A 25,573-nucleotide genomic window follows, 5' to 3' on the forward strand; every position below is an offset into this window, starting at 1 on the left:
TCGGCGAGATGCGCTGAAATGCTTCGTATGTCTTTATAAGGATACCCCAAAGCGATTGGTCTGCCCCCGCAGAGGTAGCAGGATCTGCGGTTTCTCTCTGCAAACGGTAAAGCCGCCCCATCAGCACCTTCATCTTTCACCCGGAGAAGACGGCCAAAATGCGTTCAGCTAAGGAAGAGGCTGGCCCGCCGCAGTCATCTGCTGAAGTTGTTGCCGATCGTAGCTCTTGACCCCCTCGGGAAGCGGCGCGTAGTTGAGTGTCGCTGCAGCAGCCTGACCATCCGTGATGACGTACTGGACGAAGTTTCTAAGAGCGGTACGCTTGGCCACGTCGGGGCCATCCTTCGGGATGATTAGAAACGTGAGAGTGGAGATGGGATAAGCATCTGGAGCTGAAGCCGGGGCGTTGACGATCGGCGTCCGTGGGTCTTTCGAGAGTTGATCGGTAAACGCGGCAATGGCAGCCGTGGTACTGGCGGTGTCGGGCAGAACATATTTGCCGGAAAGGTTCTTTACTGCGGCTACAGGGAGCTTGTTTTGCTGGGCAAAAGTGAGCTCAACGTACCCGATAGCACCAGGAGTTTGACGAACCTGCGCTGTCACGCCTTCGCTACCCTTGCCGCCGATTCCGACGGGCCAGTCGACTGAGTTACCAACACCAACCTTCTGCTGCCACTCCGGGCTGACGGCAGCGAGGTAAGTAGTAAAGGCATTGGTCGTGCCGCTGCCGTCCGTACGGTGAGACACAAGGATCTTCGTATTAGGGAGGTTCACACCGGGATTGTCTTTGACCAGAAGTGGATCATGCCAAGAGGTGATCTTACCGAGAAAGATGCCGGCGATGGCGTCCGATGAGAGTTGCATTGGCTTGTCTAGACCGGGTAACGAGTAGGTGATGCAGACGGGACCAGCCGACTCGGGAATCTGGATCGTGGGCTTCATGCCATTAAGTTGATCGTCGTTGAGTGCGGCATCTGAAGCTCCGAAATCAACTGTGCCGTTCTTAACCTGTTGTACGCCGCCGCCTGAGCCTATTGACTGATAGTTGATGCGAACATTGGAATGCGCGTTCGAGAAAGCGGAGGTCCACCGGGACATTACGGGATAAACAAAGGTGCTTCCTGCCCCGTTGAGTTCTACGCTCTGACCTTCACCACCGCTGGAGCTTGATTTGCAACCCGTGAAGACAACAAAAAGTGTGGATGCCAGACAGAGAGCATATCCCGCTCGGAGTCGTACACAGGAGTTATCGGCAGATTTACGCAAGAGATCCTCCATAGAACGCGGTATTTGATCTTAGATTGGTTGCACAAAAACAGAGAGCAGGTTGCTGGCGGGAAGGATATTCCACGAATATTCATAAAGTTGCGAGTGACTCAAATGCGTTGAAATGCCTTTTGTATGTCTTTGTGGGAATAACGCAACGCAATAGGCCTGCCATGGGGACAAGCTGTGGGGTGTTCGGTTTTTCCCAGGGCATCGAGCAGCCATTCGATCTTCGAAAGTTCAAGCGGCTGATTGATCTTGATGGCGGCATGGCACGCAATCGAAGCCGCAATGCGGCGACGGCGCGCTTCTGAGTTCTCGGTCTGCCGATTCCGGTCCGGAATGGCCAGAATCTCTTCGAGCAGGTGTTCGAGCTCGCGACCTTGGAGACCTACTGGAGCGGCTTTGACCGCGAGAGTGCGGGGACCAAAGGGTTCAGCTTCAAAACCATTGCGTTCCAACTCATCGGCAATTTCGGCAAAGGTGATCATCTGCGCTGGCAGCAAGTCGACCAGGAGCGGCATGAGGAGGCGCTGACGTTGGATCTGTTCTGTATCGCGGTCGTGCAGGACTTTTTCAAATAAAACGCGTTCATGAGCCACATGCTGGTCGATGATCCACAGACCCTCATCGTTAGTAGCAAGGATAAAGGAGTCTCGGAACTGACCCAGGGGCTTGAGGGTCGAAAGAGCGGTGAGTGTATCTGCTTGCTGTGGCGCCGCTGATTCGTAATTGGATTCAGCGTCCGCGGAATCATAACCGACAGGGATACAGTGTCCGGAAAAGGCAAAGCGCCCTGGGGAGGGTGGAACGATCGGCGCGGCAAGTTCGAAGGTGGGGGACTTTACGGGCTCAGCGGGGTTTGGAATATCCCACTGGGCGGTTTCAGAACCATTTGAGAAATAGGCAGCTCCTTCCCCTTTAGCACCCATAGGCTCAGCGCGACCGTCTTCAAATGTCGTAGGTCGGAAGGTTGCGCCAAAGACCGGCTGGGGGATGGAGTCCCCGCCGTCCGGAGAGCCCGGAAGTGGACTCACATCCAGGAGGAGTGAACTCGATACACCGTGCGGGCCATTCTGGAGTGCGGTAACGAAGCTTGCAGCGGGACGCGCCTGAGTGAGCGTGGTACGAATGCTGTCTCGGACGAAATCATGGACGAAGCTTGGTTGGCGGAACCGCACCTCCGTCTTTGCCGGATGAACATTGACGTCAACCTCTTGAGGCGGCATCTCAAGGTAGAGAAGAACCACGGGGTAAGAAGTGGGAGGAAGAATGTTGCGGTAAGCCTCCGAGAGTGCATGGAGGATGAGCTTGTCGCGGATCAGGCGTTGATTGACGAAAACATAAATTGAGTTGCGGTTGAGCTTCTGCAACTCGGGTTTGGAGACGAAGCCAGTGAGACGAAGAAAACCAGGGTCGGGTGCAACGTAGTCCTCTTCGCGCTTCCAGGGAGGGGGCTCGGGCAGACCGATGCGAGTGAAATCAAGTTCGGCCGTAGTGGGGAGCATGTAGTTGCTGGTCTCTCTGCCGAAGATCTGGAAGAGTCGATCTGCGCTGTTGCCAACAGCTGGGGCGACAAGGAGAGCCTGCGTGGAGGAGTGAAGCTCAAAGTGTTTTGTGGGATGTACGAGGGCATAATGCGTGACGAGAGCAGCAATGTGCGATAGCTCAGTCTGTTCGGACTTAAGGAATTTACGACGAGCGGGTGTATTGAAGAAGAGGTCGCGAAGAGTGATGGTTGTGCCGACTGGAAGGCCAGCATCTTCGACGCGAAGAATATTTCCCCCGGCAATCTCAACCAGAGTCCCCGAGACCTCGTCCGCAACGCGAGTTTCCAGTTGCAGGCGGGAGACACTGGCAATTGAAGGCAGGGCTTCCCCACGAAAGCCAAGAGTCGCGATGGAGAGGAGATCGTCCGCATTGCGAAGCTTAGAGGTGGCGTGGCGCTCAAAAGCAAGGAGGGCGTCGTCCCGCACCATCCCGTGGCCATTGTCGGCTATTCGAATGAGTTTTCGGCCACCGCCCTCGACCTCGATGCGGATGCGGGTTGCTTGAGCGTCCAGCGAGTTTTCGAGGAGCTCCTTTACCACGGATGCCGGGCGTTCGACGACTTCGCCGGCGGCGATCTGATTCGCCACGAGGTCGGAGAGGATACGAATGCGGCCCATGAGATCGATTGTACGAGGATCCGAGCGCTTGCTGGATTGAGAGACAGAAGCATTCAGCAAGTCGAGAGAGACGACTTTGTGTTCGTGTGGGAAATAGATTCTCACTCAATACCCAATTGAGCAGATAAATACCACTTTAACATGCATTTTTTTGCGCATATCGATGTAACTCGTTTTCAGATTGTCATTACAAAAGCCAATATGAAGGCGTTTCCTAGTCTCCGAATTGGCCATCAGAATGCTACGAACCGTTGCAAGTACTCGTCCTGCAATTCTTAGGAGCCTCATGAAACACAGAACACTGGGACTTTGCATTCTTGCCTTGGTTACTCTCGCAATTTCTTCCACTGCTCACGCCGACACCTTCGATTTCAGTTTTTCGGGTATCCTCTTCTCCGGCTCAGGTACATTCACGGCAACAGAGGAAGGCGCTACAGACGTTTATGACGTAACTGGCGCCACAGGTACTATCCGAGATTGGGCGGGATCTTCGAACATTTCATCACTTGTCGGACTGAACAACTTCAACGGCAACGACAACAAGTTGATCTTTTCTGGCGTCGCCTCTCCATTCTTCTTGCCCACTAAGTTTTTTGACGCCAACGGCGTGTCTTTTGCTCTCGCCGACGGGGACGTTATTAATGTGAACGATTCCAGGGGATCCGGATATGCAGTGATAGGCGCGCCGAAAGGACTCGCCCTTCCCGAGGTCGCCACCATCGGCATCGTTAAAAATTCTCCAGTTCCTGAGCCCAGCAGCCTTGCGCTGTTTGGTACAGGCATCTTTGGTATCGCTGGCGCCATACGCCTCAAGTTGCGTTTTGGCTGATTTGCTGGATCTCTGGTTACATAAAAAGCTGCTTCGGAACAACGAAGCAGCTTTTTATTTGTCGAACAGAGAGTCGAGTCCGGCGTTCTATTCCATCATTTGCTTCTTTTCCTGGCTACCGACCTGGATTTGGGGGTTTCAGTATCGCGGTCGCCGACCATATGGAGGCGCATGAAGTTCGTCGCACCAGATTTGGTTCGAGTCCCGGCGACAATACCGACGATCTGGCGCTGGTGAACATGGCCTTGCGTTTCGAGGATCTGTTCAGCCATGTTGACGAGCTTGTCTGTATCGCGAAAGCGAGCGCACAGGATGGGATAAGTGCCCCACAGAAGCATGCAGCGATTGATGACCTTCTCAAAGGGCGAGAGCGCGAAGATGGGCGGTTCAGGGTGATACTTGGAGAGAAGCCGAGCGGTCATGCCGCTTTCGGTAAAGATAGCGATAGCTGCCACGTCGAGGTCGTCCGCCGCGTGGGACATACACTCGCAAATAGTCTCCGCGATGGAGAGGCGGACACTAGGGTGATGGCCAAGCGCAGGACGAGGATCGAGGCGGATCTGGTGCTCGGTCTCGGTGATAATCTTTGCCATCATGGCAACGGCTTCTACGGGGTATTTACCAGCTGCGCTCTCGGCTGAGAGCATAACGGAGTCAGTGCCGTCGTAGATGGCGTTGGCGACGTCTGACGCCTCGGCGCGGGTGGGGCGCGGGTTGTCGATCATCGACTCTAGCATCTGCGTCGCGGTGATAACGGGCTTTCGGAACTCCGCGGCGCGCCGAATGATGTGCTTCTGAAGAGCTGGAACCTTCTCTGGTGGAACCTCGACGCCTAAGTCGCCACGGGCGACCATGATGGCATCGGTGACTTCAAGAATGCTATCCAGATGCTCGATGGCCTGTGGTTTTTCGAGTTTGGCGACGACCCATGCGTCAGATTTGAGAGCGGCCAGACGATTCTTCACATGGCGGACGTCATCGGCCGTCCGAACGAAAGAGACAGCGACCGTATCTACTCCCTGAGCGATGGCAAAGATAAGGTCCTCTTCGTCCTTTTCCGTGAGAGACGGAACGTTGACCGCGATGCCAGGAAGGTTAATTCCCTTATTTTCGCCGAGCATGCCTCCGTTGACGATCTCGCAAACAACGTCAACTCCTTTGACGGACTCGACATGCAGCTCAATAAGGCCGTCGGAAAGCAAGATTCGCGAACCCCGCTCGAGGTTTTCAGCGAGTGTCTTAAAAGTGGTGCCGACGAGTGCAGCATTGCCTTCGATCTCGCGCGGGGTGATAGTTAGGCGTTTGCCCGCGACCAGTTGGACCGGCTTGTGTCCCTTGAGCTTGCCTGTGCGAATCTTGGGACCCTGCAGATCGGCCAGGATGCAGATGGGCTTGCGCTCCTCTTTAGAGATCGTGCGGACCATGCGGATAAGTTCGGCCTTTTGATCGTGGCTGCCGTGGGAGAAATTGAGGCGAGCGACGTCAAGACCAGCCCGTACGAGTTGGCGGAAGACCTCAGGGGTGTTTGAAGCGGGACCGAGCGTGGCCACAATCTTGGCGCGGCGGCCTCGTTCCATTGCGATAAAGGGGGCAACGTCGGGCATTGAGTTCAAAGATTTCTTCATGGGCAGCTTGCGGAAACTTTCTCACCATCCCAAGGTTACGAATGGTATGACCAGTAGGTTTGACTTCCCTCGCAATTCTAACCGGGTGCGATGTTATTTGGCGTAGGGGGCCGGGAATGAGGGTGAAAAAAACGAGAGTGGAACTCGGCATTGAACTCGGCTCCGCAAAGAACGCAGAGCGAGATGATGTAAAGCCAGAAGAGCAGCGCAATGCCGGCGCCGAGTGATCCATAAACCTGGGAGTAGTTGGCGAAGCGCGTGACGTACCAGCCAAAGATGACCGTCGCGAGGAACCACATGGCTGTTGAGACGAAAGCGCCGGGAAGGGTGCGCTTCCAAGACTGCTGCATAGGCGTTCCCATGTGATAGATCAGGGCCGTGATGCCAATGCTGCCGGTGAGTGCGACGCTCCAACGGATGAGAAGCGCGAAGATATAGACCGGAGTGCGGGCAGAAGGAGTAATGTGCACAGCGAGCCAGGTCGTGATGAAGTGACCGAAGACCACGAGAACGCTGGACAGAGCAAAAGGTATTAGTGAGAGTGGAACCAACACGAGAGCGCGAAGGCGGCGCTGCCAAAAAGTCCAACAATTAACAGGAAGGTCATTGGCACGGCGGAGCCCCTCCATAATTGTGGCGAGAACACTTGAGGCTCCTGTGAGGCTGACCAGGAACGCGACGCTGAGAGCATGCGTGGAACGGGCGGTTTCCGGCGAGGAGACGAAGTAGCTCTGAAGGAGGGGGCTGACGTCCGGGGGGAGGATGCGATCGAAAAAGATGGAGAACTGGTAACGCAGCGGCGCGGTATCAGGAACCATACTGATCATCGCGGCGGCGACAATGAGCGCCGGGAAGAGCGTGACGATCGCGGAGTAGGCGGTGGACTGGGCGAGGTTGAGGCTGTCGTGCCTCATCGCGCGGAGCAATGTTCCGTGAAGGATCCCGGGAAGACGAAGGAGTCTCCTCATGGGAACGGTCCGAAGCATGAAAGAGGCAGGCTAAGCCTTCCATCGATTGAGGAAGGCAGTGACAGCCTCAACACTGGTGTGTTCGAACTCCTTCTCGTGTTCGGCGTAGAGGAGGTTGCCGTGAGCGTCGATGACAGCGAGAGAAGGAATGCCATGGGCGATGGGAACATGATACTTCTTTGCCACGTCCACGTTGTGGTCGACATGCCCGGTATCGATATGCACAACAAGGAAGTGTTTCGCGAGAAGCTCTGCATTGGGGCTCTGCCGATAGTAGTAGTCGAGAACCTGGCAGTCACCGCACCAGTTTGCGCCGAAGTCGAGGATGATGCGCTTGTGCTCGCGGCGCGCGGTGACCATTGCAGCCGCAATATCGGCGCTGGCGTTCGCGGTCTCTGAATAGAGGTTCCTGTTGACCATGAAGACGGACTGTGCAGTAGCTGGAGCAAGAGAGCTGACAGTGAGCGGCACCAGCATTGTTGCAACCGCAAGAAAGATATTGCTGAGTTTCGTATTCATGAGACAACCTTGTGCGGGTTTCGTGGGAAGTGGCATATGGCTGTGCGATGAAGCGTTGCCGCTATTCACAGATGATGCACGAAGATTGCAGCGTGACGCAAAACTAAGGTTAGAAAGACCGAGATAAGAGTCACTTTCCGCCGTAGTAACCATCACGGGTCTGAATAACCAGACCTTTCTGATGTAGGTCCACTGCAACCTGATGGTAGCCGTTGGACGCTGCCTCCTGAGTGGGGGTATAACCGAGGCGGTATTGTGCTCGGAGTTCTTCAGCTATCTGGTTGTAGATCTGGGCGACATCCTGATTCTTCTTTACTTCAAAGAGGCGCCCACCGGTCTCCTGAGCCATGCGTTCTAGGATCTTCTTACCGTCAACGTGACTCTGGCTCGGATAATTGCCTCCATTACCCCCACCATTACCTCCCCCTGGATATCCCCCACGGCCACCTGGGTAGCCACCGCCAGGATATCCACCTCCAGGAAAACCACCCCCAGGATAACCGCTACGCCCGTGCTGAGGGTTGTAGTTCTGTGGATGGGACTCCTCGCCTTTGAAATAAATGGCGTAAATGATGGTATCGGCTCGTTGGGCGGCTTCGATGGAGCGTACGAGATTCTCCTTACTGTTTCGGTCGACTCCATCGGAGAGGATGACGAGAGCCTTGCGGCCAGTCTGCTTGCTCATCAGTTCGTCTGAGGCAAGAAACAGAGCGTCGTAGAGAACCGTGCCTCCGCGAGCGCGACTCCGGGTGTCGGTGTCGTCGTCGGTCGAGGATGCACCCGGGCTGTCGATTTCTTTGAGCGCCTTCTGGAGGAGCGGACGGGACGTCGTCAAATCCTGCAACAACTCGGTTTGACGCGCAAACTGGATGATAAAGGCCTGATCCTTCGGGTTGGTCAGCATCTGGTCGAGGAAGGTGCTGCTGGCGGTACGCTCTTCGCCGAGGACGCTGCGTTGGGATTGGCTCGTGTCTACGAGCAGACCCAAGGTTAGCGGGAGGTTCATATCCTTATCGAAGTAGCGGATGGCCTGTGGTTTGCCGTCCACCTGAAGGGTAAAGTCGTCCTTATTAAGATTCTGGATGAGCGCTCCTTTCTTGTCCCGGACGACAACCGGGAGATTGACCAGGCGGGCGTCGACGGCGATCGTCGGTACCGCGGTGGAGGGCGACCCATCAGGCGGAGCTGTTTTTTGCTGTTCGCTGTGGCCTGGAACGGAGAGGCTAGGCATGAATAGGACAACGGCCACTAGAACGGGCCGGAGCAATTGGCGGGTGATCATGTGAGTTTAGACGATTTCGGATTGTTGGGGTTTCAATCCGGGGTGGTTTGACCAGACGTTTCTGCTGACGAGAAATCTCCGGCTTGCTACTATCGAGTCATCGTTTCAATCTGCTCTTCTGTTTTCCGGTTTTCGGATTCTAGTGAGGTGCTGGCAGAAGGTGGGTTCTGCACTCGTGAGGTCATTCTGTGTCATCGACTTCTGCGGCCATTCAAATCACCGGCGAATCCTAGGGATCAACAATTCCTAGAGAGGCGGGCGAAGGATAGTATGGGGTGCTCTGTGCATTGAACCTGTCAGACAACCCCCTTGCAGTATGCTGAGATCGTTGGGAGATGCGGAACGAGAATGCGATGGACATAGTCAAAAGTGTTGGCGAAGCGTCGCTCGATGTGGAGGTAAATGATTGTGCTGCCGCTGAGATCCCAAATGCTCATACACAGTCCAAGCCCCTTCATTGGGGACATCTGACTGCGACATTCTTAGTTCTGCTTTTGTTTTCCTGGCTGGGAATCGTGCTTTCGCGACAATCTGACGGTGTCGCGACGATCTGGTTCACCAACGGACTTTTGTTTGCGCTAGTGGTAGCGCGACCGAAAAACACCTGGATTCCTTATTTTATTGCGGGTTTCCTGGCCGATACGTTGGCCGATGTGATTTATGGGGATCCGCTGCGGCTGTCAATCGGCGTGGCGGTCGCCAACTCCGTGGAAGTGATCATTTCGTCTGTGCTGTTGACGCGGTGGTTCGGCAGTCCTCTGCAGCTAACCAAACGCCTTCCGTTGCTGGGCTTTCTTGGAATCGCGGTGGTGGGTGCGACAGCGCTGACCAGTGCCCTGGGAGCTTCGTGGACTTTGCTCTTTGTAAACGCAGGCCCCTGGTGGATGCTGTTTCGCACCTGGTATCTCGGGGATGTCCTGGGTATGGCCATCATTGCGCCATTGGTCTTCATTCTGCAGCGACCAGGCTTTTTCACAATGCTGCAAAGTCAGCAACTACCGAGGACACTGTTGTTACTGTTGGTGCCGGCTGCCGCGACGGCACTGGTGTTTAGTCACAGCAAGGACCCGCTAATTTTCTTTATCTTTCCCGCGCTGTTGCTCGTAACGTTCCGATTGGGCTTTCCGGGCACTGTGCTCGCCGTGTTTGTGATTGCGCTGATCTCGATCTGGTTCACAGTTACCGGACATGGTCCATTAATGCTGATCACCGGGACAAATCTGCTCCACAAGATTGTGATTGAGCAGATCTTTCTTGCGGTAGCCCTTTTCACGTTCTTCCCGGTAGCTGCCCTGCTTGAGGAACGAAAAGCACTCGAAATATCGCTGCAGAAGAGCGAACTGCGATATCGCGAGTTGGCTAACGCGGATGCATTGACGGGACTAGCGAACCGCAGAGCTTTCGATGAAAGGTTGGAGGAGGCCTGGAATTGGGCGACTCGCAACGAGCAATCGTTGGCGCTGCTACTGATCGATGTGGATCTTTTCAAAGCCTATAACGACCTCTACGGACATGTCGGTGGAGATGAGTGTCTGCGCTGCATCGCGAAAGTGATTGCGAGCGCACTACAAGGTAGAGCTGAAATTGCCGCGAGGTTTGGAGGCGAAGAGTTCGCCGTCATCCTTCCGAACACGACTGTGGAAACCGCGGTGCAAGTCGCCGAAGACGTCCGGCATGCGGTGGCTGGCATGAAGGTACCGCACTCGGGAAATCAACTTGGGATCCAAACAATCAGTGTAGGAGTAGCGGCCGGAGTACCGCACCGGAACGCCGCGGCAATATCTTTGCTCACAGCCTCCGATCACGCGTTGTATCGTGCGAAGTATTTGGGACGTAACCGGGTGGAGTCTGCAGCTGCCGTAATAAATCGAACCGAGATGTCCACTGCGGATTCAACGGCTTGAAGTTTAGGACTGCCACCACGTATGAGAAGCATGTATCTTAACGGGACGATGAAACAACTTCTTTGGCTATCACTTGGTTGTTTCTGTGGGTGCCTTGGAGTAGGGTGCGCCTCGACCTCGGCTACGGCTGCTACCTCAGTGCACTCCGTCGCCGTAGAACCGGCAACCATTACGAAGCCTCCGAAAGGCTTCGCAAGGGCTGTGGCGCTATGGCCAAACGGGGCACCCGGTGCTTTGGGTGACGGCGAGGGAGATATCCCTAAGATTTATGTGTATCCGGCGCCGGGGCCCGGCATACATTCCGCGGTCATCGTGATCCCAGGGGGCGGTTACGTCCACCTGGCGATCGAAAAGGAAGGGGGCGAGGAGGCGCGCTGGCTGAATGCGCACGGCGTGACTGCTTTTGTGTTGGAGTATCGACTCGGCCCAAGATACCACTTTCCTTCTCCAATGTTGGATGGTGCACGGGCAATGCGCTATGTTCGCAGCCACGCGGCAGAACTGGGAGTAGCGAGAGACAAGATTGGGCTTTGGGGTTTCTCGGCAGGTGGTCATTTGGCGAGCTATCTGGCGGCAGTGAATGACAACGGCACTTCAGGCGCTGAGGATCCAATCGATAGAGTTAGCGATCGGCCGGACTTCGCCATTGTGTCCTACGGACGATATACGTTGGACGACTCGATACCCAGGAAGACGAATATGGAAGGGTTGCTGGGTGATCATCCTACGAAGGCGATGCTGGACTCCATCTCGGTGGTGAAGCGAGTGACGAAAAATACCTCTCCTTGCTTCATCTTCTCGACTACAGCCGACCAGACGGTAAATCCGATGAATGCAACTGCGTTCTACGACGCACTCAAACAGGCAGACGTGCCTGTGGAGCTGCACATCTTCGAGCTTGGGCAACATGGGACCGGAATGGCGCAAGGGATGAAGGGAATGTCCGAGCTAGCCATCTATCCCACATTGGTCGCAAACTGGATGGAAATGCACGGCTGGATGTCGCAGGAGTAATATGCCGTGAAGATCTTCCAAGCAAGATGGACTTGAAATAATTGATCCTGGGCTGCAAGGAACAAATAGACTGCACTAGGCGTCGCTGCAGAATACCGCGGAATAAGGAGTCGAAACAAGCGTTTTAGGAGATATCCGGACACTACATATTTTGTTGCGAAAGAGTGGCTTCGTTTGTTTACGCTGGCAGACGGTAGGAAACACGATGCTGGCACAATCCTGGCTTGTATTTCGAGGTATTTCTTGAAGGCTTCTGCGCTCGACTCCCAGCGACCCTGGGTCTGGAAGACAATTCTCTCAGCGGTGGCGGTTACGCTGACGGTGACGCAACTCTGGCGAGTCGATCATGGGGCCGGGGTTGGGAAGTTGAGCACCATCATCATCATGATGTCGGGCACCTCGATTGCAGTGTGGGCGCTGTGGCGCGAATATAGCCGCGTGGGGAAGATGAGAGGGGTTGAGCAGGCGCATTCGCAGTTTTTGGCAGCGGCTGAGACCAGCCTCGATGGCTTTGGGCTTTTTGAATCTGTGCGAGATGAAGCGGGCAGGATTTTGGACTTCCGTGTGTTGTACGTCAATGCCAACATCGAACGACTGGTAGGACAATCACGATCCGAACTCCTCGGAAAGACCCTCTGCACAGTGACTCCAATGAAGGCTTCAGGTTCGTTGTTCGGCAGGTTTTGCAGGGTTGTCGCGACCGGCGAATCTTTGAATGAAGAGTTCCCGGTAAGCACTGCGAATATTAAGGCGTCCTGGTTGCAAATCCAGGTCGTGAAGCTCGGAGATGGGCTCGCAATTACCTTCAGTGATATTAGCGGAGCCAAGGAGACCCAAGAGCGATATGAGCACCTTGCGGAGTTCACTGACTCCGTTTTTCAGAATGCTCCCTTCAGCATCGTCACAACCGATACCCAGGGAATGATTACAGCGATGAACAGCGAGGCAGAAAAGCTGACAGGCTATCGCCGTGAGGAACTAGTCGGGAAGGCCTCGCTAACGAGGCTCCACGATGAGCGAGAGCTTTTGGGCAGGGCCGTCGCTATCGACTCTGCCGCGACATTAGAAGAATATGGGTTCGAAGTTCTGACGGCTGGAGCAGCCGTGGGAGAGATGGAGGAGCAAGAGTGGACGCTGATTAGACGCGACGGGGCGAGAACTCCAATCAATCTTGCCGTGAGAGCAGTGACCACTCCATCTGGTCAGGTGAGCGGCTTTGTGAGCATCGCGTTCGATATTACTGATCGCCGTCAGATGATGGAGTATGTCACTCATCTGGCCACGCATGACCAATTGACAGGACTGACAGGGCGAGCGCTGCTGCAGGACAAGACGGTCCAGACGGTGGAACTGGCACGACGCTATGGAACGAAGGTCGCGGTCTTTGTGATCGATTTGGATCACTTTAAACGCATCAACGACTCCTTGGGACATACTGCGGGAGACCAGATCTTGATCGAAGCGGCGCAGAGATTGAGTCGCTCGGTACGCAGCACGGATGTGGTGGCGCGGGTAGGTGGAGACGAGTTTGTGGTGGTGATGCCAGACATCACCACCGTCGACGACGTTGAGCAGTGTGCGGCCAATCTGGTAGCCAGGTTGGCGCCGGAGATCTCAATCGAAGGACACTTGGTGCACGTGACGGCAAGTGTCGGTGTCTGCATTTACCCTGACTTTGCAAGCGATGCCAAGCACCTGCTCAAACGAGCAGATTCAGCGATGTACGCGGCGAAAGAGAATGGGAGAAACCAGTTCCAGATCTTCAGCGAGAGCATGCTCAAAGAGACAGCCGAACGTCTCACGATGGAGCATGCGTTGCGCCACGCTCTGGGAAACAAAGAGCTCAGCATGCACTACCAGCCCCAAATCTCGTTGACGACTGGAAGAGTGACCGGCATGGAAGCTTTACTGCGCTGGACTCATCCTAGGCTAGGGAGCATCTCGCCGTCGCAATTTATTCCGTTGGCTGAAGAAACCGGGCTGATCGTTCCGATCGGGGAATGGGCCTTCATGACCGCGTGCTGCGAGGGTAAAGCCTTGCGAGACGAGCTTGATATGGATCTGACCGTTTCAATCAATCTATCGCCACGACAATTTCAACAAAAGAATCTAGTTCATGTGATTGAACATTCGCTCTCGAAGAGCGGCCTATCCCCCGACAAACTGCAGATCGAGATCACGGAAAACATGTTGATGGTGAACTCCGAGCATGTTCTGGACAAGCTGCAGAGAATGCGGGAGTTGGGAGTCCGTATCTCGATTGACGACTTCGGCACTGGATTCTGCAGCTTCTCGTATCTGCTCGAATATCAGGTCGATCGATTGAAGATCGATCAGAGTTTCGTGAAGAAGGCAGGGACCGATGCAAACGCTGCAGCGGTGGTTCGAACTATCATCGCAATGTCTCACGGACTCAACATCAAGGTCGTGGCAGAAGGCGTCGAGACCGACGAACAGATGCGGTTTCTGTTGCGCAGGAAGTGCGACGAAGCGCAAGGGAATTTTATTGCGAAGCCGGTGTCTCAGGCTGAGTTCTGTGAGGTAGTCCGTCGGTACGCAAACAATCCTTCCGCTCCAGAGTCGGAGCCGGTGTCTGGGCTGGTCCGGTAAGCTGCAATCGCTATTGCTAAATGTTCGAAATCTTGGCTGTGATCGTTAGGTAGTCGCCCGACTGCGCCTGATCAGGTGATAGATGCCTAGCAGGATAAGGGCCCCTACCATCGACATTAGAAAACCAGCCGATTGATCAGGCTCGTAGTGACCGATCGCCCGTCCGAGGAAGGTTCCAAGGAAGGAGCCCGCTATACCGATCAACATGGTGATGAAGATGCCGCCGGGCTCCTTGCCTGGCATGATGAGCTTGGCGAGCGCGCCGACGATCAGACCGATGAGAGCCGTCCAAATCAGATGCAGCATAGCTGTCCTCCATGTTGGTTTCCGGGGCGGCCGGAGACGTCTCGATTGATGGGAGAAGAATACTCCTACTTTCCGCCGATGCAAGAGGTTGATCCTGCCAGGTGTCAAGATTTCGTTCGACGGCGTGGGTGCCGTGGGCTCAGGCGCTGCGGACGATCAGGCCGTTCTTCCAGAGGGCGAGGACGACATCCATCTGACTGTTGTGAGCGATGTCTTCGCCGTCGGTGACCTCTGCCCAGAGGGCGTTGACTGTCTTATGGGTTCCGGCGTTGAGAAGCGACACGGCGCGAAGGGTGTAAGCCTTGGCTTTGTTGGAGGGGGCGTACTGGCCGGCAGGGATGCCCTTGACCAGACCGGCTTCGCAGAGGCTAAGGAAGGCGAAACGAGGTCCTCCCTTTCGCTGGGCCGAGGGGCTGGTGGGATAGAGCTTGGCGGTCGCCTGCTCCCAGCGGGCTGCGGGAGTGATGGCCTTGCCGTAGGTCTCCATGCGGGCCGCGATGAGAGCGGCTTCGCCGTATCTGTTCGCCATAGTGTCTCTCCTGTGAGGATTGTTTCTGACCCTTAGAGGCCGCGATTGGGGCTCGCACGAGATCGTGCGAGCGAAGATGCGGTCTTGCTGCGACCGATTTATCGCTTGCCGAACCGTCGTGGATGCTCCCCGTCTGGTCAGGCCTTTGCTGTTTGCTTGGTCGAACTTTGCTTGGCGGGGCCGTTACCTGTCAGCTCGGGATCGACGTCCTGCCAGAGCTTAATGCCGCCGTCGATGGCGTTACTGTTTGCACCGAGGATCACGTGGTTCGGAAGGTCCTTCATGAGCTTGGCGTTACCGCCGCCGAGGAGCACGGTATCGCAGACCATGCCGGCCTTAAGGCGATTGATGATGTCCAGGACTGACTTTCTCCATCGCTTGACACCCCGGCGTTCGAGGCCAGCGACACCGATGTACTGTTCGTAAGTGAGGCCTTTTTTGTACGGCAAATGAGCGAGTTCGAGCGGAATGACGATGCCGTCGAAGATCATCGCCGAACCCAGGCCGGTGCCGGTGCCGAGGAAGAGCATGCGGCCACCCTTGTAACCACCCAGAGCCTGCATGGCTGCATCGTTGATGAAGCGGAGCGGTTTACCGAAAGCCTTCTCGTAAGGAAAATCGATCCAGCCTGCGCCCAAATTATGAGGCTCGGCGATGGGACGATGGTGGACCACCGGGCCGGGGTAGCCGATGGAGATACGGTCGTAGGCCCAACCTGCTGTGGCGGCGAGGACGTCCTTGGTCATCTCTTCCGCGGTCATGGTAGGACCGGACGGAATCTTGACGGGGACGCGCATGTCGGTCGAGGCAACCTTGATGTTGGTGCCCCCTATGTCTATGACCAGAACTTTCATTGAATTGGATGTTAGCAGCGTTGCGGATACCTTTGGGCGTATTGACGGAAACGGACCCAGAATCGGGGGTGCCCCCCTGGGCTTATACCACCCAAGTATCGCTTTATCAGCTACTTACAATTTAGCCTCTCTCTAAAATCGTCACAGCAAAGGGCTTATACGCAAAATCGTCATTCCATTGAGGTTATGGCTTTTGTCTATTAATGACGAGGTTTTTCGACCTTTTCGCCCCAAAACCTAATTTAATTCTACAGAACGGTGCATAACTAATACGCAACACGAAAAGCCTTATAGGACGCGGGTTTTATCGTCGTCGGGGGTTGACATGCGTTTTTTGGGCGAAATCTGCATGTCTGTGTCTCAGCAAAGGTTGGCGTTTTCATTGATCGCGTTGTGAGCAGTCTTTGTTGATTCTCCCAGGAACTTTAAAGCAAAAGAAAAGCGAATTTAAAATAATGAATTGGTCAAGAATATTCCTGTCTTGGTCGCTTTTTCTCGAAATAAATCATTCAAAATAAGTTGGTTATACATTCTTCTACATTTTTATTGACAACTATGTTTAGCCTGGTTTATTGTGGTGATGGGCACATTTGCCCTAGGAATTGATATTATGCGTCGAGTCATTGTGGCCACCCTCGCCCTGTCCCCTATGTTGCTTCACGCTCAGGCAAATTCGCCTGCAAAAACCCAGACCACTGCCGCCAACACCCTGCGCTCTGAGCTGGTTGCCCCAGCGTTGACCGGTACGGACTCCGTCGGCACAACGTCTTCTGTCCGCGTCTCTACCGGAGTCAACGCTCCTAAGTTGGTCTACACCGTCGGAGTGGAATCGGACTCCGACTTTTCTCCAGCGACCTCATTTGAAAGAACTGCTGTTGTTTCGATGACGGTCGACGCGAGCGGCAAGCCGACCGATCTGAAGATCGTTCAGTCGGTGAACCCGGTAATGGACCGCAATGTTCTGAACGCAGTCAGCCAGTATCGTTTCACTCCGGGCACCCTGGATGACCAGCCCACTGCGGTTCCTGTGAATCTGGCGGTGATTTTGAAGGCGTCTCGGTAATTAGTCGTTTTAGCGCAGCCCTTCCCTACAAAGCGTTAGATGTTGCATTGAAATAGAAAAGACAGGCTCATTCGAGTCTGTCTTTTTTTTTGGCGCGAATGGGTCGTCATTGCGAGGCTGCGGGAGTTGCAGTGGGGCTTTGCGGGCCTTTGCCGCTGGGATTCGGATGGAAGATGATAAAGAGCGCAATCGAAGCGATGACGATGCAGGTGATGACAATAAGCAGGAGTGGACTGCAGAAGGCTGGTCGTTGGTCAGGCGGCGGGATGGGGGAGGGTGCCATGGGTGGTTGGATGCAGAATGCACGAGGGTGCGATTTTTTTCTGATGCGGTGGAGCGGGGTTTTGGATGGGTTCTGCGAGCGGGTGACGGCTGAGTGCTTCTTTTGATGATGTGATCGTGCCGGAGCGCATAAATCGATGGAGTTAAATTGAGGGAACTAAAAATACGCGGCAAACGTAAGTGCAAGCTATAAAGATTGATTTCTTTCATTGGTCAGGGCGTGGCGAGGGGCTTTCTCGCGAACGACCCGTGTTTTTGAATCGTGGATGATCAGCAGGAGCAAGCGATTTCGCTTGATTAGCGAGGTTGCCGATGGAATACTTCGGCTAAATATACGGTGAACGAATTGTTGCGCGCGAGGTTCCCGGGCCAAAAGACTTGCGATGTCCCTGGAGGATTGATGGCGAGTGTTACGGGAGTGGGTGTCGATGAGGGGATGATTGCGCCAGGGGCTCCTGAGGAACTGGCTGGACCGGCGCATGAGGAGTTGAGTGCTACTAGGCCGGTTGCGCGTGCGGAGCGGATCAGCAGCATGGACGTGCTGCGGGGCTTCTCGCTGATGGGCATCCTGGTGATGAACATCTGTGACTTTGCGTATGGATTCAATAACTATGCGTATCCGCTGAGCACGGTGAAGCCGGTATTCGATGGGCCGCACTGGAAGATCAATACCACGATGTGGTTTCTGCGCTGGATCTTTGCTGAGGGCAAGATGCGCGCTTTGTTTTCCATGTTGTTTGGTGCGGGCGTGATTCTGCTGACGGAGCGGGCGCTGTCGCGTGGGGCGGGGATCAAGGCAGCAGATATCTTTACGCGACGCAATATGTGGCTGGTGTTGATCGGAATGCTGCATGGATACCTGATCTGGGACGGCGACATACTTTTCTACTATGGCGTGGCGGCGCTGCTGTTTCTGTTTCCGTTCCGCAATGTTCGCGTGAAACGGCTGATGTGGACTGCGGGAATTATTTTGTTTCTCAACTCGATATTGATGATGGGCGGCCAGTACGGCTCCGCTTATAGCGCGAAGAAGGCAGCGGCGAAGGCTAACGCAAAGCTGGCGCAGCATCAGACACTGACGGAGGATGAGATTGGCGATCTGAAGAAGTGGCAGAACGCTCAAGACCGTTGGCGAGCGCCCGATAAGAAAAAGTACGAAGACATCGCACCCATGCAGAAGGGGTACTGGTCAGCGCAGGGGCATGTGGCTCAAAACGTTTTACTGGGCGAGTTGAAGGGAGCGTACTTCGGGTTTGGCGACTGGGTGGGATTGATGCTGCTGGGCATGGCTCTGTTCAAGAATGGATTTCTGCCCGGTCGACTGAGTATGAAGACATATGTGTGGATCGCGGTGATCGGGCTTCCGATCGGCTGGGTGGTGCCTGGCATCGGGGCTTGGAAGGCGTGGACCGGACACTTCGACATGTTCAATACGTTGATCTGGATGCAATCTCCGTATGACATTGGGAGGATTGCGGGCGCACTGGGGAATGCTGCGCTGCTGTTGATTTTGATAAAGGCGGGGGTGTTTCGGTGGCTGCTGGCGCGGGTTGCCGCGGTGGGACAGATGGCGCTGTCGAACTATTTGCTGACAAGTCTCACGATGAAGACGATCTTCGTGTGGGGTGCGTGGCACTGGTATGGCTATGTGGAGTACTACAAGATCTACTATGCCGTGCTGGGGATGTGGATCTTCAACATGACGTTCAGCTCAATATGGCTGCGGTACTTTGAGTTTGGACCGATGGAGTGGGTGTGGCGCTCTCTGACATATTGGAAGCGGCAGCCGATGCGGATCGGAGCATCGACTGCGGCTCCGGTTTCGGTTTCGCTTTAGAAAGATTCAGCTCGCGGGATGATGCCCGTGATGCTTGACTTACTGCGAGAGGGATTCGAACTTGGATTCCTTGAGGAGTTCGCCGAGGGTGCGCTCGCCGTCCCAGTCAGGGGCGAAGTGTTTTCCATAGTGTTCCCGCAGGTGTTTGATCTTTGTGGTGGGATGCTTGTGATCGATCTGCCCGTCTTTGTCACGGGCACGACCGTCGAGTCCTGGATTTTTGGGGCTGTCGCTCATATTGGCTCCTTGACCGCGACTGAAGGATTGTTGGTTTGACGTTCAATGTCAAGCCCTTTGTCGAGGTCGGCCGATCCCCTTAGGCGCCAAATTAAGACTTCTTATGATTCGCGGCCGACGACCGATGCTTCAATCAATCTAGCTACCAGCTAGCTGGAGCGAAGAGGGGGTAACTTGAAAAAGCTATTGATCACAATCCTAGCCATGGTTTCATTCGCGAGCGTTTCGTATGCCGCAGGGAAGCACTCTACCAGCATCACGCTTTATGACAAGGTCTATGTGGGAAGCCACCTGCTCAATCCAGGCGACTACTCGGTCAAGTGGGCGGACGGCTCCAATGAGTTGTTTATCACTGGAAATAAAGCTAACTTCTCGGTACCGATTACCACCGCGGCAGCCCCTGCTGGCCCGCTTGCTCTTTCCGTCACTCACGAAGGAGATAAGTCTGTGCTTCAAGGCTTGAAAGTGCAGTCGACAAGCATCACAATTGTAGATTCAGATTCTAAGCAGAGCTCCAACACAAACGCTGCTCAGTAGTGACAGTTATGACCGGACGATTCAGAGAGGACGCAGCCGCGGCGGCGCGGGGGATTCACGCATGATGAGCTCCGCCCCAGGCTCGTCCTCATCTTCTGAGTCGCGGCCGTCTTTGCTTCTTGTCGACGACGATGTTGAACTCTGCCGTTTGATGCGGCTCTATCTCAACCGCGCCGGATACCAACTGACTTGTAGCGTCGATGGGCGGGATGGCGTGGCACAGGCGCTTTCAGGCGCCTACGACCTGATGTTGCTCGACGTTACCCTCCCGCTCCTCGATGGGTTCGAGGTCCTGCGTCAGACGCGCCGCAGCAGCAGCATTCCGACGATCATGCTGACCTCCAGAAGTCTGTCAGCCGATCGGCTCAATGGTTTTGACAAAGGAGCGGATGATTATCTCTGCAAGCCCTTCGAACCCGAAGAGCTTGTTGCCAGAATTCGTGCCGTCCTTCGACGTTCCCAGGCCCCTAAACAGGAGGTTGGGTGGCAGAGCTTTGGAGCCATTCGCATCTCTGAATCAAGCCGCCAGGTGCTGAGCGCCAAAGTTGAGGTCGACCTCACAACCGTCGAGTTCGACCTGCTGCTTATGTTGAGCCGCGCTGGCGGCCGCGTGGTGAAGCGCGATGCCCTGACCATAGCGATACAGGAGCGCAAGCCCAGCTTCTTCGATCGAAGCCTGGACGTGCACATCAGCCACTTACGCGCCAAGCTTGGACGGGCGGGAGCTGGAATTCAGACGGTGCGCGGTGTTGGATACTTGCTAGCCACCGGAGATCCCACAGCCTTACGACCCGCTGCCACAGAAGAGTACGTACGATGATGCGCTCGCTCTCCACCGCGGTTAGCATCGGCTGCCTCTTCGTTCTGGTTATTTGTTTAATGCTTGCACACGGCTTCTTCGACAAGATGGACCGGGTCAGCATCCAGCCTGTCTTTCAGACCATGGACCGCATCGAGCTGCAGGACGCGCGTTCGGCGCTCGAAAACGGCGGGCTTCCTGCCCTTCGGACGTATCTTGCCAGGCTCGATGCTGACTTCGGGGGGGAACACTTTCTGCTCGATCGTTCTGGAAGAGACGTTGAAAATGGTGTCAACCACTTCGACTTACTTCCGCCCACGCCGTTGACCCATGCGCGTGGCGAACATCATGGCGTCTTTGATATCGAACAGCAATCCGACGACGGAGCCTACTGGTTCATTGCCACCAAGCCAATCCAATCGAGACCTGTATCCTTCCTTTCGTTCTATCTGCTCATCATAGGCATCGTGCTTAGCCTGGGCGCGCTTTGCACGGGCTATATCGTACTTCCCTTACGACGGACCGCGGCGGTTGTGGGGAGTTTTGGTGTCGGCAATATGGGAGTGCGGATACGAGCGAAACGCAAGGACGAGATCGGCATCCTGGCTCGCTCGTATGACTCGATGGCGGATCGGATTGAGGGTGCGTTCAAAAGGGAGCGGCAGTTGTTGCAAGACCTCTCTCACGAACTACGCGCTCCATTAGCCAGATTGAGCTTTTCGACGAATTTGGCCCGCACTGCGGAAGATCAACAAGCCGCTCTGGACGAGGTGAAGCGGGATCTGGATCGTCTCGGCTTCCTCGTCTCGGAGTTGACTGCTCTTAGCATCAGTCCGCTGGGCGGAGGCGAGGACGACAGGCGGAACACCCTGACGGATCTGGAGACGATGGTTGCCGAATCGGTTCACGATTGCAGGTTGGAGTCGACTGCGAAGCAGTGCTCGATTGTATGCACGGGCTCGGCGCCGGAGCTTATTCTCGGTCGCCCAGAGGATCTGAAACGAGCCATCGACAATGTTCTGCGGAACGCCGTCCGATATTCGCCGCAAGGGGCGACGATCGAAGTTGTTCTCAAGCAGAGCGCAGAGTGGTCCACTATCTCGGTGCGCGACTTTGGACCGGGCGTGCCGAAGGATTTACTTGATCGAATCTTTGATCCGTTCTTTCAGGTGGATCCTGCCCGCTCGCCGTCGCAAACCAATCTGGGTTTGGGCCTGTGCATTGCGAGACGAGCGATTGAATCGCATCATGGGGTCATCAGTGCCATGAATGCGTCACCTGGCCTCCGCATCTCGCTTGCTGTGCCGAATCAGCTGCGCTCAGTGAGCGATGCGGGAACCTATGTCAAGGAGCGGGAAGTAGAGGCTTCAGTTGACAGGTGAATTGGGCACTCAGCTGATGGGGCCACTTACCTAGTGTTCGGCAGCGGATTTCAAATTAGTTAAGCCTTTGTCGAAGTCGGGGCCAATTACCTTGTCCATTGTGGTGAAGACGCTCATCACTTTGCCGGGAAAGAATCTGATCGGGCCGTTCATGATCCAATTGACTCGGGTAGCGGTGCCTTGCGGTTCGAGCACGAAGTCGGTGGTGTTGCGGCCTTCGAAGGGCTTGAGGAAGTCGATTTTGATGGTGGTCTTTGTGGGTTCGACGGCGAGAATCTCCATGCGGCCCTTCCCTACTGTGCTGTTCCCTTCCCACTCGTAGATGGAGCCGACGCCGCTGGTGGGTCCAGAATAGGTGGTCTTCATGTTAGGATCGAGCTGCGCCCAGGGCGACCAGGCGTTCCATTGATGGAAGTCGTCAATGAGTGCGGCGATCTTTTCGGGCGGAGCGGCGATGGTGGTGGAACGCTCGACTCGGAAACTGCTCGGCTTGGTGAGCGCAAGAAGAAGAATTGCAGCTACAGCCAGAACAACGATGAGGCCTATCGTTTTGAGCATAGTGGCTCCTGGGAGTGAGCCGCCAGTATAGGTGTGTGAAGATGATTTGCGCCAGCATGAACCACACTTCAAAATCGGGATAGGGGAACGGGAGCCATGCCCGAGAGCGGGAAGTTGGGGCTTCTCTGAGCGGTGATATAGTTGCCTCGGAAACGCAGAGTGGTTCGCGCGTAGCGTGAATGCCTACATCTCAAAATCGAGATATAGGGCCAGATGTATCGAGACTTTTAGATGTGGGCCATCTGCTCGATGATGACATTACACGAAGGAGTCTTTTTATGGCTGAAACCACATCTGCTGGGGCATGGGGCGATAACGGACTGCAAGCGAAGAGTGTGCTAACGAAGATCGCGGCGTTTGTCGCAGATCGAAATATTCCTTTCCTTGTGTGCAGCATTGGAATGATCGTGATGTTGCTGTGGGCGGGAAAATTCAAAATGACAGCACCCGGAGCAGAGGGCATCATCCCGCTTGTCAGTAACAGCCCATTGACCAGTTGGCAGTTCAAGCACTTTGGGCCATATGTTTTGGGGGATATGATCGGGATCACGGAGTGGACAGCAGCAGTCCTGCTGATCATTGGCTACTTCAAGCCAAAATCAGGCATTGTGGGCGGGATCATTCTAGTCGGCATGTTCTTCACAACAAGCAGCATGCTGATCACGACTCCGGATGACACCGTCGTGGTTCACGGAATCCATTACATGAACAACACCGGCCTGTTTCTCTTCAAGGACATTATCTCTTTCGGAGTTGCGTTCTATCTGATCAGCTACTATGGCCTAAAAGCGATCATGGCTGAGAATCAGAGATGATCGTGGTTATGGTGATGTGAGGGCGCGGCGCTGAGCGGGGAGGGTTCGCGCGTGGCGCGAATGCCTACATCTCAAAGTCGAGATGTGGGGTACACGGCAAGTAAGTTTTTCCTTTTTTTCTGGCGTGGTGGAGTTTGTTTTTTGCAGGGGTTTTCGCGAAAAACGAGGTGCAGAACGTGGTTTTTTGATGGTGAAATTGTGGTGGAATGCTGGTAAAAGATGGTCAGAAAACTACCTCAAATCGGCTACGAAAAATACGCCACTTTTTTAGATTTTATTTTGGGGCTTTCCCGTTTTGGGAAAGCGCGACGACCCTAAACCTCTGGTACGGACGATTTGCATCCCACCTTTCGCAAGTGCGCGGAGGATGGGGCACCCGATCATCTGTGGTTGGATTAAATGAGTACAACTAACGTGGGCCACCCGCCGTTACTGACCTTGGGTATACTCCACGATAGTTTGCGACTTCCCAATACCCAACATAAGGAACATGGTGCCCCTCTTTCGCTGCTTCGCGTCGTTGCTCGCTTTATTACTTGTTTTCGCTCCCAAACAGAATGCACTTGCGCAGACATCCATCTACGGATCGGTCGCGCTCGTCAATTACGACTTCGAAAATAACAATACCTCCGCAGCGAAGAGTGACACGGCCGGGTTCATCGGTGGCGTCTTTTATAACTTTCCGATACAGAGTCGCCTGACGGCTGGAGTGGATGTACGCGGCTCCTACGGTGTTGGCGTTCGTGGAGGAGGCCTGGCAACAGCGGCTTTACGAATCGGGTTCGTACCCGAACATGTCGCGCTTCGGCCTTATTTCATGCTCGGAGGCGGAGTGGTTACCTCAACTTTCAAGATCAACGACATTACAGGCCCTGCTGCCCAAGATCTCACTACACAACCCACTCGATTTACCAGTGGCGATGTCGAGTTCGCTGGCGGTCTTGATGTTCGCCTCAATCACTCCTTCGATGTTCGGGTGTTCGAATTAGGAGCGGTCGCGAGTGGCTCCAATCAAAGTGTCGGTTCCGCTTTCCTAGATGCAGGCCTCGTTTATCATCTGCACCGACGCTCCCCAAAGTCCTGATCAACTTCGTGGAATAAGGGTGTTCGCGCCAGCGCGAATGCCCACATCTCAGAATCGAGATATGGGGCACCCGGCCCACCCGCTATTTATGGGGATGTAAGGAAAAAACTCCCCTTAGCGTTGCATTTTTTTGCATGTGAAACCGAGATGTTGAAAAGAAAAGTTATTTGCTTGTGCAATTGCCCACTTGCGGCTAACGGACATTGGCGATTCGATTGCATTAACTCTGCACCCGAGCAGATTTACGGGGGGCACTTTAAATCGGAGGAATCCTTATGCGGATTCTGCGTCAGGTCCTTGTATGCCTTTTCTCATTCCTCGTTGCGTCGTCGCCAGCATTGGCCGACCAGCTCATTCAAAATGGCGGTTTTGAAACTGGCACATTAGCCGGCTGGACCGAAACAGACCAAGCTGGGGGAAGTGGTACCTGGTACCTTTCTTCCGGGACCAGTGTTAACAATAAATCAGTGGGCACCACGGTTGGACCAGCTTCAGGCACCTATTACGCGGTGACTGATCAGGACGATCCCGGCGCCCACTCTCTTACCCAGACCTTCACCCTCCCGGGCGGAGGTGCTGTTCTGAGCTTCGACATGTTCGTCAATAATTACGGTTCTGATGGCACGGTCTGCGGCGGCGGCTTAGATTACACGGTCTCCTCGGTGGAATGCGACCGTGTGGACATCCTCACCGCAGGTGCGAGTGCGTTTGATACGGGCTCGGGTGTCGTCGAAAATCTGATCGAGGGGTCCGACACTCCTCTCGGAACTGTGAATCCTTACATTTCTTACACGTTTGATCTCTCGGGGCTCGCTCCCGGAACCTACCAGTTACGCTTTGCCGAAGCCGATAACGACGGCTACTTCAATATGGGCGTGGACGACGTAAGCCTGGTAACTTTGACGACCGCGACACCTGAACCGTCCTCCCTTGTTCTGCTGGCCACCGGCGCGGTTGGTTTGGCAGGAGCGTTGCGACGGAGATTTCGTTCGGGCTTGTAATGTTGATCAATTACTCTCCCACCCTTCGTAAAAGTGCGCGGAGGATGGGGCACCCGATCATCTGTGGCTGTCGTAAGGGTGGGCCATCCGCTGAAGATTTAGAT

At 54.8% G+C, this 25,573-nt stretch carries 24 protein-coding genes; 13 read left to right on the plus strand and 11 right to left on the minus strand.

The annotated features are described in order from the left end of the window. Positions 1-168 precede the first annotated feature (168 nt). Together pstS and mutL are read right to left on the minus strand one after the other, a co-directional pair. A complete protein-coding gene (gene pstS / locus RBB77_RS19345; protein ID WP_353063362.1) occupies positions 169-1,266 on the minus strand; it encodes a phosphate ABC transporter substrate-binding protein PstS in 1,098 nt (365 codons plus the stop codon). A 110-nt stretch (positions 1,267-1,376) separates the two neighbouring features. After that, positions 1,377-3,434 (minus strand): DNA mismatch repair endonuclease MutL, encoded by a 2,058-nt coding sequence (gene mutL / locus RBB77_RS19350; RefSeq protein WP_353063363.1) that lies wholly within the window; start codon positions 3,432-3,434, stop codon positions 1,377-1,379. A gap of 286 nt (positions 3,435-3,720) precedes the next feature. Here mutL and RBB77_RS19355 point away from each other — a divergent pair, with 286 nt between their 5' ends. Further along, positions 3,721-4,263 (plus strand): PEP-CTERM sorting domain-containing protein, encoded by a 543-nt coding sequence (locus tag RBB77_RS19355; protein WP_353063364.1) that lies wholly within the window; start codon positions 3,721-3,723, stop codon positions 4,261-4,263. A gap of 95 nt (positions 4,264-4,358) precedes the next feature. Here RBB77_RS19355 and pyk read toward each other — a convergent pair whose 3' ends face one another. The 4 genes from pyk to RBB77_RS19375 form a co-directional block, all read right to left on the minus strand. Further along, positions 4,359-5,867 carry a pyruvate kinase gene (pyk, locus tag RBB77_RS19360; protein ID WP_434557079.1) on the minus strand — a complete coding sequence of 503 codons (1,509 nt, stop codon included), beginning with the start codon at positions 5,865-5,867 and terminating at the stop codon, positions 4,359-4,361. 98 nt (positions 5,868-5,965) lie between these two features. After that, entirely contained in the window at positions 5,966-6,856 is an 891-nt protein-coding gene (locus RBB77_RS19365) for a YihY/virulence factor BrkB family protein (RefSeq protein ID WP_353063365.1), read from the minus strand. Positions 6,857-6,886: 30 nt separating this feature from the next. Beyond that, entirely contained in the window at positions 6,887-7,375 is a 489-nt protein-coding gene (locus tag RBB77_RS19370; RefSeq protein ID WP_353063367.1) for a thioredoxin family protein, read from the minus strand. 130 nt (positions 7,376-7,505) lie between these two features. Beyond that, on the minus strand, positions 7,506-8,657 hold the full coding sequence (locus RBB77_RS19375; RefSeq protein WP_353063368.1) for a VWA domain-containing protein: 1,152 nt from the start codon (positions 8,655-8,657) through the stop codon (positions 7,506-7,508). Between the two features lie 353 nt (positions 8,658-9,010). Between RBB77_RS19375 and RBB77_RS19380 the strand changes: the two genes are divergently transcribed. The 3 genes from RBB77_RS19380 to RBB77_RS19390 all read left to right on the plus strand — a co-directional run bounded on the left by RBB77_RS19380 (position 9,011) and on the right by RBB77_RS19390 (position 14,185). After that, on the plus strand, positions 9,011-10,561 hold the full coding sequence (locus tag RBB77_RS19380; RefSeq protein ID WP_353063369.1) for a sensor domain-containing diguanylate cyclase: 1,551 nt from the start codon (positions 9,011-9,013) through the stop codon (positions 10,559-10,561). Between the two features lie 48 nt (positions 10,562-10,609). Next, positions 10,610-11,575: an alpha/beta hydrolase gene (locus tag RBB77_RS19385; protein ID WP_353063371.1), complete on the plus strand. Its 966-nt coding sequence runs from the start codon at positions 10,610-10,612 to the stop codon at positions 11,573-11,575. A 243-nt stretch (positions 11,576-11,818) separates the two neighbouring features. After that, on the plus strand, positions 11,819-14,185 hold the full coding sequence (locus tag RBB77_RS19390; protein ID WP_353063372.1) for an EAL domain-containing protein: 2,367 nt from the start codon (positions 11,819-11,821) through the stop codon (positions 14,183-14,185). A gap of 45 nt (positions 14,186-14,230) precedes the next feature. On the opposite strand, the gene RBB77_RS19395 is transcribed toward RBB77_RS19390, so the two are convergent. The 3 genes from RBB77_RS19395 to RBB77_RS19405 form a co-directional block, all read right to left on the minus strand. Beyond that, positions 14,231-14,491 (minus strand): GlsB/YeaQ/YmgE family stress response membrane protein, encoded by a 261-nt coding sequence (locus RBB77_RS19395; RefSeq protein ID WP_353063373.1) that lies wholly within the window; start codon positions 14,489-14,491, stop codon positions 14,231-14,233. Between the two features lie 139 nt (positions 14,492-14,630). Further along, positions 14,631-15,020, minus strand: a complete 390-nt coding sequence (locus tag RBB77_RS19400; protein WP_353063374.1) for a DUF6979 family protein — start codon at positions 15,018-15,020, stop codon at positions 14,631-14,633. 137 nt (positions 15,021-15,157) lie between these two features. After that, a complete protein-coding gene (locus RBB77_RS19405) occupies positions 15,158-15,874 on the minus strand; it encodes an ROK family protein (RefSeq protein WP_353063375.1) in 717 nt (238 codons plus the stop codon). Between the two features lie 610 nt (positions 15,875-16,484). On the opposite strand from RBB77_RS19405, the gene RBB77_RS19410 reads away from it, so the two are divergent. The 3 genes from RBB77_RS19410 to RBB77_RS19420 all read left to right on the plus strand — a co-directional run bounded on the left by RBB77_RS19410 (position 16,485) and on the right by RBB77_RS19420 (position 19,056). Next, a complete protein-coding gene (locus tag RBB77_RS19410; RefSeq protein ID WP_353063376.1) occupies positions 16,485-16,937 on the plus strand; it encodes a TonB family protein in 453 nt (150 codons plus the stop codon). 173 nt (positions 16,938-17,110) lie between these two features. Further along, positions 17,111-17,326 (plus strand): hypothetical protein, encoded by a 216-nt coding sequence (locus RBB77_RS19415; protein WP_353063377.1) that lies wholly within the window; start codon positions 17,111-17,113, stop codon positions 17,324-17,326. Positions 17,327-17,619: 293 nt separating this feature from the next. Beyond that, complete coding sequence (locus RBB77_RS19420; protein ID WP_353063378.1) at positions 17,620-19,056, plus strand: DUF418 domain-containing protein; 1,437 nt, start codon at positions 17,620-17,622, stop codon at positions 19,054-19,056. A gap of 39 nt (positions 19,057-19,095) precedes the next feature. Here the strand turns inward: RBB77_RS19420 and RBB77_RS19425 are convergent, their stop codons facing one another. Beyond that, entirely contained in the window at positions 19,096-19,293 is a 198-nt protein-coding gene (locus RBB77_RS19425) for a hypothetical protein (protein ID WP_353063379.1), read from the minus strand. Positions 19,294-19,467: 174 nt separating this feature from the next. Here RBB77_RS19425 and RBB77_RS19430 point away from each other — a divergent pair, with 174 nt between their 5' ends. From RBB77_RS19430 to RBB77_RS19440, 3 genes are all read left to right on the plus strand, one after another. After that, the gene (locus tag RBB77_RS19430; RefSeq protein ID WP_353063381.1) at positions 19,468-19,830 is read left to right on the plus strand and encodes a hypothetical protein; all 363 of its coding nucleotides are present in this window, start codon (positions 19,468-19,470) and stop codon (positions 19,828-19,830) included. Between the two features lie 61 nt (positions 19,831-19,891). Further along, on the plus strand, positions 19,892-20,650 hold the full coding sequence (locus tag RBB77_RS19435) for a response regulator transcription factor (protein WP_353063382.1): 759 nt from the start codon (positions 19,892-19,894) through the stop codon (positions 20,648-20,650). After that, the gene (locus RBB77_RS19440; protein ID WP_353063383.1) at positions 20,647-22,011 is read left to right on the plus strand and encodes a sensor histidine kinase; all 1,365 of its coding nucleotides are present in this window, start codon (positions 20,647-20,649) and stop codon (positions 22,009-22,011) included. Before RBB77_RS19435 ends, RBB77_RS19440 begins: the two co-directional genes overlap by 4 nt. 30 nt (positions 22,012-22,041) lie before the next feature. On the opposite strand, the gene RBB77_RS19445 is transcribed toward RBB77_RS19440, so the two are convergent. Continuing rightward, positions 22,042-22,569: an SRPBCC family protein gene (locus tag RBB77_RS19445; RefSeq protein WP_353063384.1), complete on the minus strand. Its 528-nt coding sequence runs from the start codon at positions 22,567-22,569 to the stop codon at positions 22,042-22,044. Positions 22,570-22,847: 278 nt separating this feature from the next. Here RBB77_RS19445 and RBB77_RS19450 point away from each other — a divergent pair, with 278 nt between their 5' ends. The 3 genes from RBB77_RS19450 (at position 22,848) to RBB77_RS19460 (ending at position 25,469) form a co-directional block, all read left to right on the plus strand. After that, positions 22,848-23,384, plus strand: a complete 537-nt coding sequence (locus RBB77_RS19450; RefSeq protein ID WP_353063385.1) for a DUF417 family protein — start codon at positions 22,848-22,850, stop codon at positions 23,382-23,384. A 490-nt stretch (positions 23,385-23,874) separates the two neighbouring features. After that, a complete protein-coding gene (locus tag RBB77_RS19455; RefSeq protein ID WP_353063387.1) occupies positions 23,875-24,468 on the plus strand; it encodes a hypothetical protein in 594 nt (197 codons plus the stop codon). A gap of 467 nt (positions 24,469-24,935) precedes the next feature. After that, positions 24,936-25,469 carry a PEP-CTERM sorting domain-containing protein gene (locus RBB77_RS19460; protein ID WP_353063388.1) on the plus strand — a complete coding sequence of 178 codons (534 nt, stop codon included), beginning with the start codon at positions 24,936-24,938 and terminating at the stop codon, positions 25,467-25,469. Positions 25,470-25,573 lie beyond the last annotated feature (104 nt).

The organism is Tunturibacter psychrotolerans (assembly GCF_040359615.1).
GTDB classification, from domain to species: Bacteria; Acidobacteriota; Terriglobia; order Terriglobales; family Acidobacteriaceae; genus Edaphobacter; species Edaphobacter psychrotolerans.